18 protein-coding genes and 1 tRNA gene are annotated in these 17,016 nt (G+C 59.7%); 7 read left to right on the top strand and 12 right to left on the bottom strand.

From position 1 onward, the window contains the following. Positions 1-3: 3 nt before the first annotated feature. Together AMK02_RS02640 and AMK02_RS02635 are read left to right on the top strand one after the other, a co-directional pair. A complete protein-coding gene (locus tag AMK02_RS02640; RefSeq protein ID WP_064800549.1) occupies positions 4-531 on the top strand; it encodes a hypothetical protein in 528 nt (175 codons plus the stop codon). 196 nt (positions 532-727) lie between these two features. Then, entirely contained in the window at positions 728-1,186 is a 459-nt protein-coding gene (locus tag AMK02_RS02635) for a hypothetical protein (protein ID WP_064800548.1), read from the top strand. A gap of 128 nt (positions 1,187-1,314) precedes the next feature. Here the strand turns inward: AMK02_RS02635 and AMK02_RS31000 are convergent, their stop codons facing one another. Continuing rightward, on the bottom strand, positions 1,315-1,782 hold the full coding sequence (locus AMK02_RS31000) for a hypothetical protein (protein WP_145924207.1): 468 nt from the start codon (positions 1,780-1,782) through the stop codon (positions 1,315-1,317). A 232-nt stretch (positions 1,783-2,014) separates the two neighbouring features. Between AMK02_RS31000 and AMK02_RS02630 the strand changes: the two genes are divergently transcribed. Then, the gene (locus AMK02_RS02630) at positions 2,015-2,593 is read left to right on the top strand and encodes a DUF6932 family protein (RefSeq protein WP_237358327.1); all 579 of its coding nucleotides are present in this window, start codon (positions 2,015-2,017) and stop codon (positions 2,591-2,593) included. Continuing rightward, positions 2,593-3,558: a hypothetical protein gene (locus AMK02_RS02625; RefSeq protein ID WP_064800546.1), complete on the top strand. Its 966-nt coding sequence runs from the start codon at positions 2,593-2,595 to the stop codon at positions 3,556-3,558. Before AMK02_RS02630 ends, AMK02_RS02625 begins: the two co-directional genes overlap by 1 nt. A 440-nt stretch (positions 3,559-3,998) precedes the next feature. Here AMK02_RS02625 and AMK02_RS02615 read toward each other — a convergent pair whose 3' ends face one another. From AMK02_RS02615 to AMK02_RS02575, 9 genes are all read right to left on the bottom strand, one after another. Beyond that, positions 3,999-4,205 carry a hypothetical protein gene (locus AMK02_RS02615; RefSeq protein WP_064800544.1) on the bottom strand — a complete coding sequence of 69 codons (207 nt, stop codon included), beginning with the start codon at positions 4,203-4,205 and terminating at the stop codon, positions 3,999-4,001. Beyond that, a complete protein-coding gene (locus tag AMK02_RS02610; RefSeq protein WP_064805875.1) occupies positions 4,202-4,399 on the bottom strand; it encodes a hypothetical protein in 198 nt (65 codons plus the stop codon). Before AMK02_RS02610 ends, AMK02_RS02615 begins: the two co-directional genes overlap by 4 nt. A 15-nt stretch (positions 4,400-4,414) precedes the next feature. Then, on the bottom strand, positions 4,415-5,380 hold the full coding sequence (locus tag AMK02_RS02605; protein WP_237358326.1) for a phage major capsid protein: 966 nt from the start codon (positions 5,378-5,380) through the stop codon (positions 4,415-4,417). 136 nt (positions 5,381-5,516) lie between these two features. After that, the gene (locus AMK02_RS31985; RefSeq protein WP_064800542.1) at positions 5,517-5,873 is read right to left on the bottom strand and encodes a helix-turn-helix domain-containing protein; all 357 of its coding nucleotides are present in this window, start codon (positions 5,871-5,873) and stop codon (positions 5,517-5,519) included. Continuing rightward, the gene (locus AMK02_RS02595) at positions 5,870-6,613 is read right to left on the bottom strand and encodes a hypothetical protein (RefSeq protein WP_064800541.1); all 744 of its coding nucleotides are present in this window, start codon (positions 6,611-6,613) and stop codon (positions 5,870-5,872) included. The genes AMK02_RS31985 and AMK02_RS02595 overlap by 4 nt, the downstream gene beginning before the upstream one ends. Positions 6,614-6,802: 189 nt before the next feature. Next, positions 6,803-7,930 (bottom strand): AAA family ATPase, encoded by a 1,128-nt coding sequence (locus AMK02_RS02590; protein WP_064800540.1) that lies wholly within the window; start codon positions 7,928-7,930, stop codon positions 6,803-6,805. Next, a complete protein-coding gene (locus AMK02_RS02585; RefSeq protein ID WP_237358325.1) occupies positions 7,927-8,367 on the bottom strand; it encodes a hypothetical protein in 441 nt (146 codons plus the stop codon). The genes AMK02_RS02590 and AMK02_RS02585 overlap by 4 nt, the downstream gene beginning before the upstream one ends. A 213-nt stretch (positions 8,368-8,580) precedes the next feature. Beyond that, on the bottom strand, positions 8,581-8,826 hold the full coding sequence (locus tag AMK02_RS02580; protein WP_064800539.1) for a helix-turn-helix transcriptional regulator: 246 nt from the start codon (positions 8,824-8,826) through the stop codon (positions 8,581-8,583). Between the two features lie 194 nt (positions 8,827-9,020). Then, positions 9,021-10,304: a tyrosine-type recombinase/integrase gene (locus AMK02_RS02575; protein WP_064800538.1), complete on the bottom strand. Its 1,284-nt coding sequence runs from the start codon at positions 10,302-10,304 to the stop codon at positions 9,021-9,023. 175 nt (positions 10,305-10,479) lie between these two features. On the opposite strand from AMK02_RS02575, the gene AMK02_RS31590 reads away from it, so the two are divergent. Beyond that, a tRNA-OTHER gene (locus AMK02_RS31590) sits at positions 10,480-10,548 on the top strand. Positions 10,549-11,389: 841 nt separating this feature from the next. On the opposite strand, the gene AMK02_RS02570 is transcribed toward AMK02_RS31590, so the two are convergent. Further along, on the bottom strand, positions 11,390-12,526 hold the full coding sequence (locus AMK02_RS02570) for an acyltransferase family protein (RefSeq protein ID WP_082929637.1): 1,137 nt from the start codon (positions 12,524-12,526) through the stop codon (positions 11,390-11,392). Positions 12,527-12,755: 229 nt separating this feature from the next. On the opposite strand from AMK02_RS02570, the gene AMK02_RS02565 reads away from it, so the two are divergent. Both AMK02_RS02565 and AMK02_RS02560 read left to right on the top strand, forming a co-directional pair. Next, positions 12,756-13,112, top strand: a complete 357-nt coding sequence (locus tag AMK02_RS02565; RefSeq protein WP_064800537.1) for a hypothetical protein — start codon at positions 12,756-12,758, stop codon at positions 13,110-13,112. Between the two features lie 228 nt (positions 13,113-13,340). Then, complete coding sequence (locus AMK02_RS02560) at positions 13,341-14,831, top strand: MDR family MFS transporter (RefSeq protein WP_064800536.1); 1,491 nt, start codon at positions 13,341-13,343, stop codon at positions 14,829-14,831. Positions 14,832-15,056: 225 nt separating this feature from the next. Here AMK02_RS02560 and AMK02_RS02555 read toward each other — a convergent pair whose 3' ends face one another. Next, positions 15,057-17,006, bottom strand: a complete 1,950-nt coding sequence (locus AMK02_RS02555) for an ABC transporter ATP-binding protein/permease (protein ID WP_064800535.1) — start codon at positions 17,004-17,006, stop codon at positions 15,057-15,059. Positions 17,007-17,016 lie beyond the last annotated feature (10 nt).

Below are 17,016 nucleotides of genomic sequence, written 5' to 3'. Positions count from 1 at the left end.
GGCATGCCCGCGCCATCGAAAAGAACGCCGTCCTCCGATCCGCATCGCTCTTTGCGGGCGGTGACGGCCGCGAATCCGTACTACACCCCGGCGCATGACGGCGATGCGGGCAACCCCCGAACCATTCCGGCGATCATCAACATCAAGGAAAGCGCTATCACGATGTTGGCATCGCGGGGCCGGATTGATGCCGCTCAGCTCGCCGCAGCGACGAGGTTCCGCGCCTTATGGGAAGCGATGTGCCGGAGCACACGGGCTATCGATTACGGCCGGGAGCCGGTGGACGGCGGCGGTCGTGCGGACCCGATCGGTCACCGCCAGATGCACGCGGCCGAGGAGCTTCGCCGTATCCGACCTCTGCTGGGCGAGAAAGGTTACTGGCTGGTCTCCGGGATATGCGGCGAAGGCTATTCCCTCGGCGAGATCGTCGGCCCAGGTGCCAGCAAGAGAGCCAAGCTGAAGGCCGCCCGCGACCTCCGCGAATACCTCGATCTGCTCTGCGAATTCTGGAACCTGTCCACCCGGCGCTGATGTTCCGCTTTGCCTTTCACGGGGCCGTCGGCGCGCTTCGTGGATAAAGGCCGGGGGGAAAGCAGCAGTGAGGGGAGATGGTCGTCTAGGGCCGGCCTTACCGGCCTTGCGCTTCTGTAAATAGTCGGTCTTAGATCAGGACCATATCACTGGGGGCTGGGACGTGAATTGGTCGCGAGGTTTCTTCCGAACATGGATGCTGATTTCTATTCTGTGGGTGATCACGGTCGGGTTGTTTAGCTATAGCTCAATCGAGAGACCTTACCTGAGAGCGGCTGGTTATTTGTACGATCTGGATACCTCCAAACCACCGAAGCTTATGGAGGAGTATTCCAATGACTTCGGCGAAGCAGATCGGCGCAAGGGTGAAGGCGAGTTGGTGAAATATGAGATCACGATAGATGAAACACCAAACTTCATCACTTATCACTTCCTTCCCGCCACGATTCCGCATGACCAGCACATTAAGGTGATCGAGGGCTACATGGACCGCGCCAGAGCCATACAGAGCGCTAGGATGGGGAGAGCGCGCCAGGAAAACACCATCAGCATGATCCAGTGGATGATCTTTCCTCCCATCATTCTGTTGTGCATCGGTGTCGCGATCCGGTGGGTCCTCCTAGGCTTCCAGCGAACGCCCCAGGGCCAGAACTGACCGCTCTCTGATCAGTTCCGGCGACTTCGAGCGGCTTTACGCCGGCAGGCACGGATTCTGCCACGGGCCTTGGATGGGCGAGGACCGTCCGGGCTTGGGATAGAAGGGCGGACCTGCCACCGTGCGCGCTACCGCGTTACCTTCGCGCAAACTCTGACCGTTACGTTGCAGGTATTGACTCCGCGCTGACAAAGGAAATTAGATCCCGAGTGGCAATATAATTTGATTTGTAGCTGGCTGGGAGACGTGAAGACAGGCGTCGTATAGGACCAACCCTTGCAGCCATTATCGTCTTTTTCTCCATCTCCGAAAACTGCGATCCCCTCCGGCCATTGTCCCCGCACCACGGGGTCGGCGGAACCACCGTTTGTATCATATGGACCTTGGGCGATATCGCTGACGACCCGGTAGCCGCTCGGAATATCGAAATATTTGGCTTCAAATGGTACTTTCGCCTCGTTGTTCCCCATTGTGCTAGACGATGATTGCGTCTGCAGATCAAGAAATCCATTTGGACAGGCGTGTGGCTCCGCTTGTGCAACTCCCAAGTTTCCAACCATCACGCCAAGTGTAACTGCAAGCAATAAATTTCTCATCCAATTCTCTCCCGTTAATTTCTACTTAAGAATGCACTTTCGGCTCCATTCTGCAATGGCGATTACGTACAAATTCAATTTTCGCGGCAACAGAATCGAGTGTGAAAGAAATCGGTACTAGGGTGACGGCAACCCCGCTTGAAGGATGGCCGGAGTTCTTACCCAAACCATTGGTTAACTGTTTTCGCCGCATGATTGCTTAAAGCTGCTAATACACTTGAGGCTGCCTGCCGTGCCAATTCCTGACTTCGACGCCCGCGGGCTAATTCCACCGGTTGATATGCAGAACCCCGCCGGACCGGAGCGGTCGCCCTATTTCGCAACGACGGTCGAATTAGTCCACCGCTTCGGCACGACTCCTCATCGTCGGGCTCTGATACGCAACCTTATCACTTACCGGCAGTTACTTGCCCAAGACGGTTACGACACGGGCGTCCAGTTTATAGACGGGAGTTTCGTGGAAAACGTTGAGCTGATCGGAAACCGCGAACCTGGCGATATCGACGTATTCAGCCTGGTTAGGGTACCTGAGAAATATCTTGCCGATTTCACGCTTTGGGAGAATCATGGAGCTGCGTACTGGATGAATGAAATCATCAACAGGGCGCTAAACAAAGGTCGATTCTCCCTGGATACCTTCGCAATCATCGTCGATGACCAAGTACCCATTTTCGATGCGATGGGCGATATAATGTATTGGTATGGGCTCTTTTCCCACCAGAGGGAAACTCTGCACTGGAAGGGATTTGTCGCGTTAGATGTAAATGCGGCTGACGATGCCGCTGCACTCGAACTGCTGGAGGGGTTGTGATGCCGAATCTATTGTCACTCGAATCCCTTGAGAACGATCGAAAGTTCGTCGAGCGTCAGCGTGAAAAAGCGCCGAAGGATCGGTGGGGCACCACCAAAATGATGTGGGACCAGCGACTGTCGGAAATCAACGAGCGGATCGAGCAAATTAAGGCGTCGCCTGCAAAGCATGCGAGCGTTGCGTTGATTTTTGATGGGCTCCCCGTAATCGGACAGGGCGAGATCAGACTGGACTTTTCTACTGAAGCTCTCGCCGCATATCAGCGGATCGTCTCTGCGGCTATGGCGAGCCAAAATGATGAAGCTGTAGCGGCGAAAGGCAAGGTGAAGGGGGAGCAAAAGTCTAAGCTATACATACGAGACATCGTACGCGGCTCGATGGGATTTATCCTGGAAGAATCGACAGCCCCGCAAACCGACATGTTCAACACGCCGCTTAAAAATGCGGTTGAACAGGCGACGCAGCTCATATCAAATCTCAGCGGCTCTTCGAATGAGGAGTTCGTCGCTGCGCTCGAGGCCACCTCCCCACGACTTGTCGGCGCACTCCAGAAATTCACAAAGGTCCTTCACGACGCAGGTGCCACCACCAAGATCGTAGGCGACGAAAATCGCGTCGCCCTCGGCCTCGAGGACATTAGCCGCTTGTCCAGCCGATTTAGCGATGTGGAAGTTACCGAAGAAGATTCCTTTGTTGAGGGTGTCCTTCTCGGAATCCTACCGGACTCACATGAATTTGAACTTCAACTTCCGGAGAACGGCGGGACGATAAAGGGGGCGGTGGCAGATGGTTTGACGTCCAAATACGTCAACGATCAGCAGTTCAAAGAGCAATTGCTTCTCAAGCCCGTAAAGGCCCTGATCAGGTACACCCGCACCTTCCGCAATGACAGGCTGATCAAACAGCAGTTGTCGCTTGAAAATCTTGAGCCGCGTGTGGAGAGCCCGACTTTGGGCGTGCTCTGAGGCGCAGTTGGCCCTACCGAGACGGAGGCAGGTACGGCGACCATCCGAAACGCGCTTTCAGTATGAAGATTGCCGCCCGGAGAGCGATGTCGCCCCGGCCGGCGGCAAGCGCATAGAGCCGCAGCACGAGCGCGCATTCGAACTTCGATGCGCCTCGGCGTAACTCCGCTCCGTAGGCCCGTCGCAGCGTCTTCTCGCTGATGCCGAGGACGTAGCAGATTTCCGACTGTCGCACTCCATTTGAAGCCAGCTGCTCAACGAGACGACGGTCAGTTTCACTGGGGATGTGGGGAGGTCGTCCGGGGGCGCGTTTCTGGTTTACCATGATAGGCGGGAAAAACCCCTTTTGCCGTTTTTCTGATGCGACAAAAAAATCTACGGATGAGGGTGCGCGCGGGTCTTATGACGGCGGCCATTTTGACTTTGGGTCACCCCCCGTCTCACGCCTGCTGCATGAGCATCTGCCAGCCCAACTCGCGCCATTCCAACAGAAGGTCCTCGAAGGCGTCCTCGTTGACTATCATCGGCCCCAGCGAGATCGACCAGAAGATCGATTCATCGTCGGCTCTCCAAGCGTAAAAGCCGACATTCCGGCCGTCCTCGCAGAGCACCGCATCGACCTGCTGGACGTCATGAACCGTCATCATGTTGCCGGCTCCGATCGTGCCTTAACACGGACGACGGGCTTGTTCTTTGTCGTGCCGGCCTGAGCTTCCAGAAGCACCATGCGGGCCTCCAGCGCGTCGAGCCGGGCGATTACCGGAGACAAGTTCCGCTCCAAGTAGTCTTTGACGACGCCGACGATTTCCGCGCCGAATGCCTTGCCGTCGAAACCGGTCATCTGCATGTCCTCCGATCAACTACCGCCGGCGATGTAACCGACGCTGCCGGGGCGGGCGACGGCCCAGTTTATGGCCCGCTCGGCGAGGAGCCCCGCCGCGTTGGTCTGCCAGAGCGAGACGAGAGACGTTCCGGTGCCCTCGGTGGCGTCCTGCGTCAGGCCATTGTCCAGCATTTCAACCGTCGCCTCAGTGGTCACGCGCAGATCGGCAGAGCCTTCACCGAGGGCAATGCCGGTCGGATCGGCCAACACGATATTGCCTTCGGCTACGTTGCGGGACGTAATGACCGGGACGCCGGAAAGTTCGCCGCCCCTCGCTCCAATATTCGGGCGGTCGGCGCTCGACAGGGAAACCGCTGTCGCCGGGTTCATCACAAACACGGCGGCGGATAGGTCTCCGGCGAAGTCCGAGACCAGCGCCTCCAAATCAGCGGACTGCGTTACGCTGTTAGTGATCGACGCAGGCACGACGTCGGCGATGCCAGCATTGCTCGGATCGATAAAGGCGCTGTCGAGCGCATCCGCCACGGCGCGGACGAGATCGGTTTTGATCACGCCTTCGGCCGCCGGATCGCTGCTTTCGAGCAGCTCTCGCGTGCAGACACAGAGCGCGATGATCTTGCGAGACGGCAGCAGCGCGTCGCCGAACACTAAGGCGCTAACCGGCTTGGGCTTGCCTTCACCGACCCAATGCGCGGTGCTGCCGCCAACGACTGAGATCGATCTCGTCAATAACGGCATTCGCCGCAGGCCGGCCATCCGCCCGACGATAGAACGCTCGGCCACGAGTTGGAAGAATTCGACGGTGGCGGTCGCGAGATCAGCTGCGAGTTCGCTTCCCCAGGTGCCGGAGCCGCCACCCAGCTGGCCAGCCTCAACAGCCGCTTTCGCGACGCGCGCGGCGGGCGACATAAGACCCCATCGCCCGGCTGCAATCTCGGCCGCGTGAACCATATCACCTTTGGCGAGAGCTAGCGCCATTGCACATCTGACGAACGTTGAACCCCTCGGCGCGAGCGAAACGGCGGACATAGTGGCAAAACTCCTGCTGATCTTCACTGCGAGTATCGCGCTCGACTGCATCTGCGGTAAGTCCGTTTCGGGCGGTTTCGGGTGGTCAGTCGTCGTTCTGTCCGCCGTTCAGGAAAGCAGCGAGGTCTTCGAGGCGGTACATGATCCTGCCGCCGAGCTTGCTGTGTGGTATAGGGCGCTCACCAAATCGCCAATTTCTGAGGGTAGTGGGCGACCTCCCGAGAAGCATGGCGGCGTCATACTCTCCGATCCGGCCGTCGCCGGTTAGGACGACGGCGCGTTCGTGGCAGACGGCCCGCAACGCTGCGACCGGATCGCGCTGGTCGGTGCTCTGCGTCTGACGATCACGTGTCGCAAGCACCCGGTCGAGCTTCGCCTCGATGCGGTTAACGGCTCTCTCAATCCTGACGATCTGTTGCGCGATGATGGCCTCGTCTTTCATAGAACAGCCTTCGGCAGTCCCACTGCTGCCTCTCCCTGCAAGGCATGGTCATGCTCTCGTGATTGATCGATGAATTTTTGAAGCCATCCGCTTACGGTCGTGGCGTTCGCGCGGGCATCGACGATCTCGAATTGCTTCATCGCGCCGAGGATGAATCCGGGCGTTTTGTCCGCCAGGAATGCGGACAACCTTTCGAGCTCACCGATCAGTTTGGTGGCATCGGCGAAGCCGGGCGGCTTGGGCGGTTGCTGCGGCGCGGCCTTCTTGCCTTGCTCCGCCAGTTGCGTGATTGTCGGCGGCGCATCGCTTTCGACTTGCCGCTCGAATTCCTCGGCGGGGACATTGGCGACGCGGACGGCTGTGACTTGTTGGTCTTTCGACATCCCGGCGGCTTCGCCGGCTTCGCGCCGGGAAATCAAAGTAGGTGCATCCCCACTTTGTTTTGCAGCATTGCCCGGTCGAGCATCAAATTCCTTCAGCAGCTCACCCGCCCGCTGGATCGCCCGCGAGCGAATCCGCATGGCGTAATTTTCCAGCGTCTTGTCGTCTGCCTGCCGGGCATAGGAGGCGAGCGCGGCGGCCTTGTCGGACCAGGACTTGCACTCGTCGATGCGATCACACTCCGCGATGGCCTGCGTGGCTCGTTCATAGGCGACCGGAAGCGGAGCATTCGTCATTTCCATGGCTCGCGTGATCTCAATTGAGGCGGGTTCGCCAGTCATGCGCCGGTCAGAATTCATCGCCGCTTTCCTTCCATTCTTTGAACCTCGAAACTGCCGCAAACGCCTCCGCACCTCCCGAAACGGGGGAAACCACCCCCGTAGGGGGGGTGGTTTTCACCCTCCCAGGTTTCGGGGGATAGGTGCTGCGGCCAGTGCGTTCGAGCCGGTCCTTCAGAGAAGGTTTCTGTGAGGTTTCGCGGGTTTCGCTCAATCCGGCAGCCATATCCAATCCCCCCATTGCCTGATCCAGCCGTCGGCATTCAGATGGCCGAGTTCCTTGTTGATCAAGGAACTCTGGCTTTTTGGGTTTTCAGCGTTGCCTACACCCCGCAACGCAGCGTTTTCCTTGACATATTTGCGGTTCACGCCCTTGCCGCGCGGCAGGTCCGGGTAGACCGGCATGATCTCGCCGTAGGTGCCGAGCGCATCATAAACGGACTCTAGAACCAGCTTCCTGAGACCGCCCGGGTGGGGTCGTGTTGGTTTCGGCTGGGCGGGTTTCGGTAAGGTTTCGGGAACAACTACGCAGGTGGACCGGGAGCGTTTGCCGGAAATGCCCGAAACCTGCCGCTGTTCGAGGCGGAACGACCATTCCAGTCTGTCCTCGCCATCTTTCATCTTGTGCAACATGACGGTGCGGATGGCATCCTTGCTTGATATCTGCCATTCGCAGTCAGTCGCGCCGTTCAGGTTCGATGATCCCCGCATCCCGCGCTCGGCGTCCTTCCCGGAATGGTGAACAACCAGCACAAGGCAATTGAAGGCGGCACCGATGGTGGCGGCATTATCGACAAAAGCTGCCATGTCGACTGAGGAATTTTCGTCGCCCCGCAAAGTGCGCGCCAAGGTGTCGACGATGATCAACCGGACCGGCGGGGCGTAGGGCCATTGCCCTCTGATGTCGGCGATCAGCGCGGCGGCTTCGCTCTTCTTTGGACCGAGATTGGGCGCTAGCGCGATCATTGCGAACGGCGCGCTATCGGGCATCGCTTTTTCGGCACGGGCGGCTATCACCCGCTTTTTCAGCCCGGCACCGGCCTCGGCGGCAATGTACAGGACACCGCCCTGGCTCACCGGCTTGCCGAAGAATGGCAGGCCGGCAGCGACGCATAGAGCAAGGTCCAGCGCCAAAAAAGTCTTTGCCGATCCGGGCGGGCCAAAGATCGTCGCCAGCCCTCGCAACGGCATTATATCCTCGACCAGAAACTCCGACTCGACGTCGTCGATGACGATCTCAGACAGCGGGGTGATCGCGAATTTCGCCCGCTTGCGCTGCTGTTCTCGCTGGAACTCATCCTTGCGAATTGTCTCAAACGCCGGAGCCGTGCCGCTCATGCTGCCGCCTCCGTCCGCCGACGCAATACGAACACCTCCGGCATGCGTGGGGGCTGCATGAAACGGTCGTACACCGGCACGAGGCTTTCGGCGATTGCGACGCGCGGGCAGTGCCGAAGCTTGTCGAACGCCAACCGCCAATTCAGCACGACGCAGCCGTCGCGGCCGGCCCGCAGCCAATCGAGCGGGCTTGCGTAGAGGTGGAGCGCATTGCCGAACGAAAACGTCGCCGCATTGCCGACAGCGGCCTCGCCGAGCGCGAAACTCCTGCCGGCCCATGTCGACAACGCGCCCGTTAGCGGTTCCCAGAAGACGCAATCCTCGGTCTCAGGAAATACTAGCCAAGCCGGGCCACCAGGATCGTGATCGAATCGACCGTCAGCCGCCCTGTAGCCATGGGCGAGGCGGATTGGCTCCGGCCGGATTATCGCGTCCATCGACACGCCACAGGCACCTAGCCAACCCACATGTCGTGGCAACAGCCAGCCAAGAGGCGGCATCTCGGTGTAGCAACACGAATTCATCATCGCGGTCTCCGGTTATGGGAAACCGCCGGCAAATTGACGCGGGCCGAAGACCAGGTTAAATTTACAACTCTCCCCTGAGAAGTTTTCCTGACCGAGCCCCTGTTGCGCCATGCGCGGCGGGGCTCATTTCGAACTGTTTTGGAGATGCGGCGGCACGTGCTTCGGCGGCTCTGCCCGCGCGCGCCGGTACTGCTCTTTAGCCCGGCGGTCGGCTTCGTCGAGCTCCGAAATGTCGAAATAGTTCCGGTTCCCGAACAACGCTGGTTCCGGAAGGCGGCCGGCTTTGATCCAGCGCCAAACCGTCATATCCGAGATCGAGCCATAGCGCCGCTTCAGCTGCGGCTGGGTAATGTACTGTTTGCTATCCATGGGACGCGCGTCCTCCGTCACGAAACAAAACACTAGCCGTCAGATTATGGCAGCCGCGCAATTAAGCAAACACAATTTTTCCGACTAAGCCTTTGATGCGGCAAGGTTTTCTTGCGATTTACAACAATCTCCCGCAACCTCCTCTTTCATCGTAACTTGCTAATGCGCCCATTCTCCGAAGGAAAACAACGCGGTCATTCGCCGCCGTCCGGCAAGCTAATCTTGCCAAACGAAACGACGTTTGAGCCGGGTCTGACGGAAATAATTTTTATGATATGCCTTTCCCACAGCATCAGGGCTTCGCGCTTTTCCTTTTCATAGCGTGCATGATTATAGTGCGAGGCGATGCCGACGCGGGCGTGATTGAGGATCGCCTCTACCGTATGCGGTGCAACACCAAGGTCACCTAGCCGCGTGGCAAGGGTGCGCCTCAGATCATGTAACGTGAAAGACTCCAGCTTCACTTCCTCGGGATCATCACCCCTTTCCCTGGCCTCGTCCCGGGCGATCTCCATGACTTTCTCGTCGAGACGTCGCTTGCCCCGTGAATATCCTGAAATACTGGTGTTGCCATTGGTCGAAAGGATAAAATCTCCCGCGCCCTGGATGCTAGGCAGGTTGTTCAAAATGGAGAGGGTCGTCGGTGCTAAAGCGACCTGTTGCTCATTGCCGTTCTTCGCCCTTCCCGCTGGGATAGTCCAGAATGGCTCCGTGCCGGTCAAATTGAATTCCGACCAGCTCGCGGCGGCGACCTCCTCTCGGCGCTGGCCAGTCAGCATGAGCAGTTGCACCATTGGGCCAAACGGCCAGCCGATTGCCTCGGCACCCTTCCAGACCAGCCGCAGCTCGGAATCGGATAGCACGCGCTTGCGCTTGACCAGCGGAGCCGGAACTGGAACGCCGACACAGGGCGAGGCGTCCAGCCAGCCGGTGCCGACCGCCCAGTTAAAGAACTTGCGCGTGAGCGCTAGCAGGCGTACCGCCGCCTGAGGTCGGCCGCTTTCGACAACGTCGTCCAGCATGGTGACGATATCTCGCCTTCGAATCGCCGCAACGTGCTTCCCCTTCCAACGTGGTATCAGTTCCTTGTCGATGTAGCGCTGTTGCGCCTGTGCCGTGCTGTCGCGGTTCTTGCGCTTGACGTGCCGCTTCACAAATTGGGCGAGCACGTTCTCAATCAGATTGTCGTCGGAGAGCAACTCTTTCTTCTCGGCGCGCGGATCACGACCTTCGTCATAGGCGCGCATAATCCGGCCGGCCTCTTTTCGGGCATCTTTGAGCGGCCAGGCCCCAACGGGGCCTATCGTATACTTCGGCCTGCCCCGGTGTCGCAGCGCCCAGCTCTTAGCCCCGCCCGGAAGCGGTTGCACGATCAAATAGAACCCCCTCAGGGAGGGGTCGGGGATTTCCTGTCGCTTATCGGTTGCCGCGACGGCCTCAACCCATTTCGCCGTGAATGCTGACTTCGCCTTCCCCATTTTTGGACCTCTTAATTTTTCTATCCCGGAACCGGAACCGCGCGGCGGGGGAAACTCCGGGGAAATTATAGAGGCGATTGCCAGTGTTAGCCAATGTTAAATTGTTATATGCTACCTGGATGTAATTTATCGACAATTTGCCATTTTTTGCTAAAACCAAGTTAGGCGATGTTAGGTCGTTTTTTGGGCTGACACATCATTCGTAATGATGGGGTCACGTGTTCGAGTCACGTAAGCGGCACCATTTTTCTTCAAAATCAAAGACTTTATCCCGGCTTGGCGGGACATTCCGGTGAGACATTTCTTTGCAGAGCCCTTTCCGCATTCTCAAGTCGCGGCTTTGTTCCCCATCCGCGGACCCTGCTGAAGCAGGTGCGTGCCATGCTGAACTGTAGGAGGAGCCATAGTAATACGCTTTTAGTTTTACCTAAGCATAGCTATAAAAAGCAGAAGACTATCGACTCATCTTCCTCCGCCCGCTCTACTTATGAATCATAGAACTCTAGAAGAATAGCACTTAGCGAATCGACTCTTCCAACCTTCTATGCTTAAATCACAACATGAGGGCAATAAGCGAGGCGGCCGCTTTACTGCAAAGAGAACTTGGGAACTGGTGGCAGGATGATCGTCGCCACTGGTGCGCTTATTGCGGCATCCCGATGCGACGCAGGTTCGGGCCAGGCCGACCGCTTCCCGACACCAAGGCGACCCGTGATCATGTTGTACCGAAGGTGCACGGAAGCGGTGGTCTCACGATTCCGGCCTGCTTGGGATGCAACCGATCCAAAGGTGCTTTGTCACTTGCGGAGTTTCTTTGCAGCCCTCACTTCGCCGAGGTGCTTCGCCGAAAACACCGCAATAAATGGCCTCTGCATGATCTATGGTTGGCGTCGGCGCTGGCGTCTCTCCAACAAGCGGAAAGAGTGCTGAAGCCGCTTGTGGCGAGCGAAATAGCAAACTCGCCGATCAATGGGGTTGACGCGCCCGTGCGCCAAGACGGCTCAAGAAGAAACGGACGAAACAATGGCGAAGTAGGCCCAGAGACTCGATGAGGTAGCGGCTGGAGGAGCCCATCCGCTGCGGCTCTATGTCGCCACCTGCCTCTGTTGCGTCAGGCGCCTGCCGACCGACTGACCGGGCAGCTCGATGAACTTGTAGCCCATGAAGGACAAGACATAGACGGCGGGGATGGTGACGATCAGCGTCACCAGCCAGCGAGCGGGATTGCTGAGGTCGGTATTGCCGATCAGCCAGGCGATGACCGGCTGCATGATGAGCAGGTGAATGAGATAGGCCCCGAAGGAAAGTTCCCCGAGGTTTCGGAAGAAGGTGTTGCCGAGCACCGAATTGACCGAGCGCGAATAATGGCCGGCGGAACCCGGGAAACGATCCGCGTGCACCAGGACAAAGAACAGCACCACGATCCCCACGCGCACAGTTTCGTGCAGCACAGTCACGTCGCCGCCGAGAGGGATGAGGACCAGCAGAGCCGAAATCGCGAAAGCGAGGTAAGCTCTGCCCTGCGACATCCACAATGCGCCCGCCAGCAGCATGCCGGCGGCGAAGATGTGCATTTTCATCGGCAGAAACGACGGCATCGGGAAGCGAAAGCCCAGATGATGGACCACCCAGGCGGCAATGACCGCCAGGCCGACGGTGACGAGCATGCCCTTCAGCCAGCCCAGCCGCCCGAGAACGATCATGATGAAGGGCAAAGCCGCATAGAACTGCATTTCCAGGCCGATGCTCCAATCGGGCAGCGCCGTACGGAAGGCGTGAGCCGGGGACAAGCCGAACAGGAAGGAGAGATGCATCAGGTAATTGGTCAGGCTATCGTCCAGATAGCGGGATGCGGCTTGCGGCGGATTGCCGTTGAACGCATCGATGACCATCCTTGCCTGATAAATCTCGGACCCGGCGATGAGCGCAATCACCAGCATGAGGTAATAGAGCGGTGCGATGCGGAAGAAGCGACGCGCCCAGAAGACCGCCCATGTTTGCGGGCTCTCCCATGGCTCCCTGCCCTTCCGCCGCTGATAGTGAAACACCATCAGGAAGCCGGAGAGCATGATGAACAGGTCGACCCCGAGCTCCGGATCTCCGATAATCGGCACCTTGAATCCCGTCAGGATATGCGCATGGCCGATCAGCACCCATAGCGCCGCCAAACCACGCAAACCATCCAGACATTCGATGCGTCTGCCGCCTTTCATCGCGTCCATGAGATACCTCTATCCATTCGTATCCGCGGGCAGGGTTAGCATCTTCGACGGCAACCGGATAGTGTTGAGCGGATTTTAATGCGCTGCGGCACAACTTGCGCGGGTCGACAGCCGATGAAGGCCGGGTGGCGTCAGGCGGTCCGTTGCGTCCTTTCGACGCGAAATATCGGACGGAACATGCCGCTCCCGAGCAGGTTTCCCCCTTGAGACAACAAGGATGGAGAAGACCATGTCCTGCAAACTCATCGCGATATCCCTCCTTTCGATCGGTCTTGCCGGCTCGGCCCTGGCCCAGACGGCCGGTGGGGCGAATTCCAGCGGGCGGCTTTCGGTGGCGCCCATTATCGGCGGCTCGGGCAATACAGGCGCGGGTTCGGGTGGTACCGGCTCCGTCGGTACGGAGTCGACCGGCAGCGGTTCCATCGGCACCGATCCCGGCACGACCGGCAGCACCACCGGCAATGGCGGCGTCGATCTCAACCGCGGCCGCGGCACGATCAATCCGGGCGGCGTCAATCCGGATCTCCAGCAGACCCCGGGCTGCACCGACGGCAGCAGTTCGATGAGCGAGGCATGCCAGCGGTGAGAAATGGCGCCCCGCCCGCCGGCCGACAGAATGAAGGCCCGGCCGTGATGGCGCCGAGCCTTCATTTCCGCCGGTGACGTCGCGCAAAATGACGGCCGCCAATGAGAATTGCTTTACCGGCCGGCGTTCCGGTCGTACAAGACAGCATCCCTCCGCACATGGCGATCGCCACACCCAGCCAGCTTGCCGATACCTCCGGCGTCCGCGGAGCACCCGAAGAGGACCGTCATGTCGAATGCAGCGCATCGCTCGAACCGCGTGCTTGTCGTCGCAACCATCATGGTGGCGACATTCATGGTCGCCATCGAGGCGACGATCGTGGCGACCGCAATGCCGCGCATTGTCGGGCAGCTCGGCGGCTTTTCCTATTACAGCTGGGTATTTTCGGCCTTCCTGCTGGCGCAGTCGACGACGACGGTCATCTACGGCAAGCTTTCCGATATTTTCGGCCGCAAGCCGGTGCTGATCGGCGGCATCCTGATCTTCCTCGCCGGCTCGGCTCTTTGCGGCTTTGCCTGGTCGATGATGTCGCTGGTGCTGTTCCGGCTGCTGCAGGGGCTCGGTGCGGGCGCCATCCAGCCGGTGACGATGACGATCATCGGCGATCTCTTCAAGCTCGAGGAACGCGGCCGCGTGCAGGGGGCGATGGCGACCGTCTGGGCGACCTCGGCCGTGGTCGGGCCGCTTGCCGGCGGCATCATCGTCGACACCTTCTCCTGGGCCTGGATCTTCTGGATCAACCTGCCGATCGGCATCGTCTCGATCATCGCCTTCATGATCTTCCTGAAGGAGGACGTTGCGCATAAACAGGCGAGGATCGATTACCTCGGATCGGTGCTGTTTTCGATTTCGATCGTCGCCCTGCTCATCATGCTGACGGAAACCGATGCAAGCGCCTGGATCCTGCTGTCACTTTTCGCCGTCTTCGTGGTCTCGGGGTTGTTCTTCCTCGCCCAGGAGAGGCGGGCGGCGGAGCCGATCATTTCGATCGCCCTCTGGAGCCGCCGGCTGATCGCGACCAGCAATGCCGCCACCCTGCTTGCCGGCATGGCGCTGATCGGGCTTTCCACCATCCTGCCGATCTACGTGCAGGGCGTGCTCGGGCGTTCGCCTGTTGTCGCCGGCTTCACGCTGACCATGCTCATCGTCGGCTGGCCCCTGGCGGTGATGCTCTCCAGCCGCTTTTACCGGGCCTTCGGCGTTCGCCGCACGCTGCGCGTCGGCAGCCTGATGTTTCCGTTCGGCGCCTGCTTCCTGTTGTTCCTGACGCCCGAAAGCTCGCCGGTTCTTGCCGGCGCCGGCTCCTTCTTCATGGGCTTCGGCATGGGCCTGATCAGCCTGACGAGCATCGTGCTGGTGCAGGACAGCGTCGAATGGTCGATGCGCGGCAGCGCCACGGCCTCGATCATCTTCGCCCGCAGCCTCGGCAATACGCTCGGCGCGACCGTGCTCGGCGCCATTCTCAATGCCGGCATCGGCCATTACGCGAGCGGCGAAACGGCGGCAGCCCTTCATAAGGCGCTGAACCAGCCCACCGGGCTCTCGGCCCTCGCCGCCGATCCGGCGATCCGCAGCATCTTCGACGCGGCACTGCACTGGAGCTTCTTGGGCGTGGTCGTCGTCGCGGTGCTGACCTTCTTCACCACCTGGCTGATCCCGGTCAGCCACCGCCAGACGCGCGAAGAGCCGGCGGTGGCAAGCGAGGCGGCCTCGCATTGATAAGGTTGCTCCTCAGGGGAAGCGCCTGGCAGTTTGTTGACAACGTCTCCTCCGTCATGCTCGGCCTTGTGCCGAGCATCCGAGCACCGCAATTGCTTGGCATGACTCATTTATTTTCAGATACTTAATTGGACGCGTGCAGATCCTCGGCACAAGGCCGAGGATGACGTCGCGGGTATCCAAGCACCTACGGAAAAGCCGCTTCGCGCCTGTCGTGGGATCGCCTTAGCGGCGGTTGTCCAAAACGCGCAGGATCAAGTTTCGTCTTCCCTTGCGCGGGACGAGATCGATATCGCTGACGAGCTTTGCGCCGCCCTCGCGCCGTTCCAACGTGATCTTGCGGCTGTGGAAGGCTTCCAGCTCGGCGCGATGTGCCACGCTGATGATGGTCGCCGCCGGCAATTCGTCGATCACCATCTCCATCATCCTGTCCTGGCTCTTCTCGTCGAGTGCCGAGGTCGCTTCGTCGAGCACGATGATATCGGGGGTATGCAGCAGCAGCCGTGCGAAGGCGAGCCGCTGCTTTTCGCCGCCCGACAGGATCTGGTCCCATGGCGCTTCTTCCTCGATCTTCTCGCTCAGATAATCCAGCCCCACCTTGGCAAGGGCGGCCTTGATTTCCTCCGGCGTCCAGCTGTCGGCGGCGCGGGGGTAGGCCACTGCGCGGCGAAGCGTGCCGGAGGGGATATAGGGCCGCTGCGGCAACATGAACAAGCGCCGGTCACCGTGGAAATCGACACTGCCATGACCCCAGGGCCAAAGACCGGCGATGGCGCGCACCAGCGTGCTCTTGCCCGAGCCGGATTCGCCTGCCACCAGCACCCGCTCGCCCGGCGCGATCTCGACCTGGGTTTCCTTGACCACCGCGGTGCCGTCATCGAGAGACACCGCGAGATCGTTCAAATTCAGGATTGTATTGTCCTTGGTTTCACCGTGCCTGATGCGTCCCAGGGCGTCGCTCTGTTCGGCGCGCTCGAGCCCGTCGAGCGACATCATCAGCGAGGCGACGCGTCGCGCGCAGGCGTTCCAGTCGGCAAGACGCGGGTAGTTGTCGACCAGCCATCCGAACGCCGTCTGAACGATGGCGAAGGCGGAGGCAGCCTGCATGACCTCGCCAAGCGTCATGCCGCCGGCGAGAAATTTCGGCGCGCATAGCAGGAGCGGCACAACAGGAGCAATCAGCATCGACCCGTGCGAAACGAAGGTCGTTCGCATGTGCTGGCGCGCAAGCAGCGCCCATTGCTTCAGCACATTGGAAAATGTCTTGTCGAGGTCGCTACGCTCCTCTTCCTCGCCGCCGAGCAGGGCGATGCTCTCGCCGTTTTCGCGCACACGGGTCAACGTGTAGCGAAGCTCGGCCTCCACCTGGTTCTTGACCTCCGAGACCTGGACGAAATGGCGGCCGATGACCGCGATCACGGTTGAGGTGATCACGGCATAGAGAACCGCGGTGACGACGAGAAAACCGGGGATGGTGATGGTCGACCCGGCGACCGGCAGCGTGAGCGCTCCGCCGATCGTCCACAGCACGACGATGAAGGTCGAGGCCGACAGAAAGGCGGCGATGACGCCGGCGATGAAATCGACCGGCGCTTCGGTGGCGATCCGCAAATCCTCCGAGAGGCGCGCCTCAGGATTCTTGTGGTCGCCGCCGATGAGGTTCAGCTGATAATAACGACCGTTGGCCAGCCAGCGCGTGATCACCGCCTTCGTCAGCCAGGAGCGCCAGCGGCGCTGGATCATCATGCGAACATAGACTTGCGCGGTGACAAGCGCGACGCTTCCGAGCACAAGCGGCACGAAGACGGCGCTGAGATAATAGACGGTGCCGGCGTCGTGTCGCTCTATGGCGTCGAAGATACCGCGGTTCCAGCGATTGATCCCATACTGGAAGCCGACATTCATGCAGATCATCATCAACAGACCGATCGAGCACGGCCAGGCAAACCTGTCGCCGCTGCGGCCCCAGTAACGGCGGGCGCTGATCCAGAAACGCCTCAGTAAATATCGCTTGCGCGCCTGCTCGGCCTCCTCGGGCGTGAGCTTCTGACTTGGTTCGATGACATCTGGCGGCGGCGCGACCTCGACAGTCGATGCCTTCTCCTGGCGCGACTTCTCGGCACCGCCCTGCTCGGTGCCGTCGACCGATTTCGGTTTGATTTTAACGTCGGTCATAAGCACGATA

The organism is Rhizobium sp. N731 (assembly GCF_001664145.1).
In the GTDB taxonomy this organism is placed as follows: Bacteria; Pseudomonadota; Alphaproteobacteria; order Rhizobiales; family Rhizobiaceae; genus Rhizobium; species Rhizobium esperanzae.
This window is presented reverse-complemented; position numbering and strand designations above follow the sequence as displayed.

What these genes read in the sequence shown, in the direction of transcription:
- AMK02_RS02640 (WP_064800549.1), top strand. Translation starts at nt 4, where the DNA reads ATGCCCGCGCCATCGAAAAGAACGCCGTCCTCCGATCCGCATCGCTCT.
- AMK02_RS02635 (WP_064800548.1), top strand. Translation starts at nt 728, where the DNA reads ATGCTGATTTCTATTCTGTGGGTGATCACGGTCGGGTTGTTTAGCTAT.
- AMK02_RS31000 (WP_145924207.1), bottom strand. Translation starts at nt 1,782, where the DNA reads ATGAGAAATTTATTGCTTGCAGTTACACTTGGCGTGATGGTTGGAAAC.
- AMK02_RS02625 (WP_064800546.1), top strand. Translation starts at nt 2,593, where the DNA reads ATGCCGAATCTATTGTCACTCGAATCCCTTGAGAACGATCGAAAGTTC.
- AMK02_RS02615 (WP_064800544.1), bottom strand. Translation starts at nt 4,205, where the DNA reads ATGATGACGGTTCATGACGTCCAGCAGGTCGATGCGGTGCTCTGCGAG.
- AMK02_RS02610 (WP_064805875.1), bottom strand. Translation starts at nt 4,399, where the DNA reads ATGACCGGTTTCGACGGCAAGGCATTCGGCGCGGAAATCGTCGGCGTC.
- AMK02_RS02605 (WP_237358326.1), bottom strand. Translation starts at nt 5,380, where the DNA reads ATGGCGCTAGCTCTCGCCAAAGGTGATATGGTTCACGCGGCCGAGATT.
- AMK02_RS31985 (WP_064800542.1), bottom strand. Translation starts at nt 5,873, where the DNA reads ATGAAAGACGAGGCCATCATCGCGCAACAGATCGTCAGGATTGAGAGA.
- AMK02_RS02595 (WP_064800541.1), bottom strand. Translation starts at nt 6,613, where the DNA reads ATGAATTCTGACCGGCGCATGACTGGCGAACCCGCCTCAATTGAGATC.
- AMK02_RS02590 (WP_064800540.1), bottom strand. Translation starts at nt 7,930, where the DNA reads ATGAGCGGCACGGCTCCGGCGTTTGAGACAATTCGCAAGGATGAGTTC.
- AMK02_RS02585 (WP_237358325.1), bottom strand. Translation starts at nt 8,367, where the DNA reads ATGGACGCGATAATCCGGCCGGAGCCAATCCGCCTCGCCCATGGCTAC.
- AMK02_RS02580 (WP_064800539.1), bottom strand. Translation starts at nt 8,826, where the DNA reads ATGGATAGCAAACAGTACATTACCCAGCCGCAGCTGAAGCGGCGCTAT.
- AMK02_RS02575 (WP_064800538.1), bottom strand. Translation starts at nt 10,304, where the DNA reads ATGGGGAAGGCGAAGTCAGCATTCACGGCGAAATGGGTTGAGGCCGTC.
- AMK02_RS02570 (WP_082929637.1), bottom strand. Translation starts at nt 12,526, where the DNA reads ATGGACGCGATGAAAGGCGGCAGACGCATCGAATGTCTGGATGGTTTG.
- AMK02_RS02565 (WP_064800537.1), top strand. Translation starts at nt 12,756, where the DNA reads ATGTCCTGCAAACTCATCGCGATATCCCTCCTTTCGATCGGTCTTGCC.
- AMK02_RS02560 (WP_064800536.1), top strand. Translation starts at nt 13,341, where the DNA reads ATGTCGAATGCAGCGCATCGCTCGAACCGCGTGCTTGTCGTCGCAACC.
- AMK02_RS02555 (WP_064800535.1), bottom strand. Translation starts at nt 17,006, where the DNA reads ATGACCGACGTTAAAATCAAACCGAAATCGGTCGACGGCACCGAGCAG.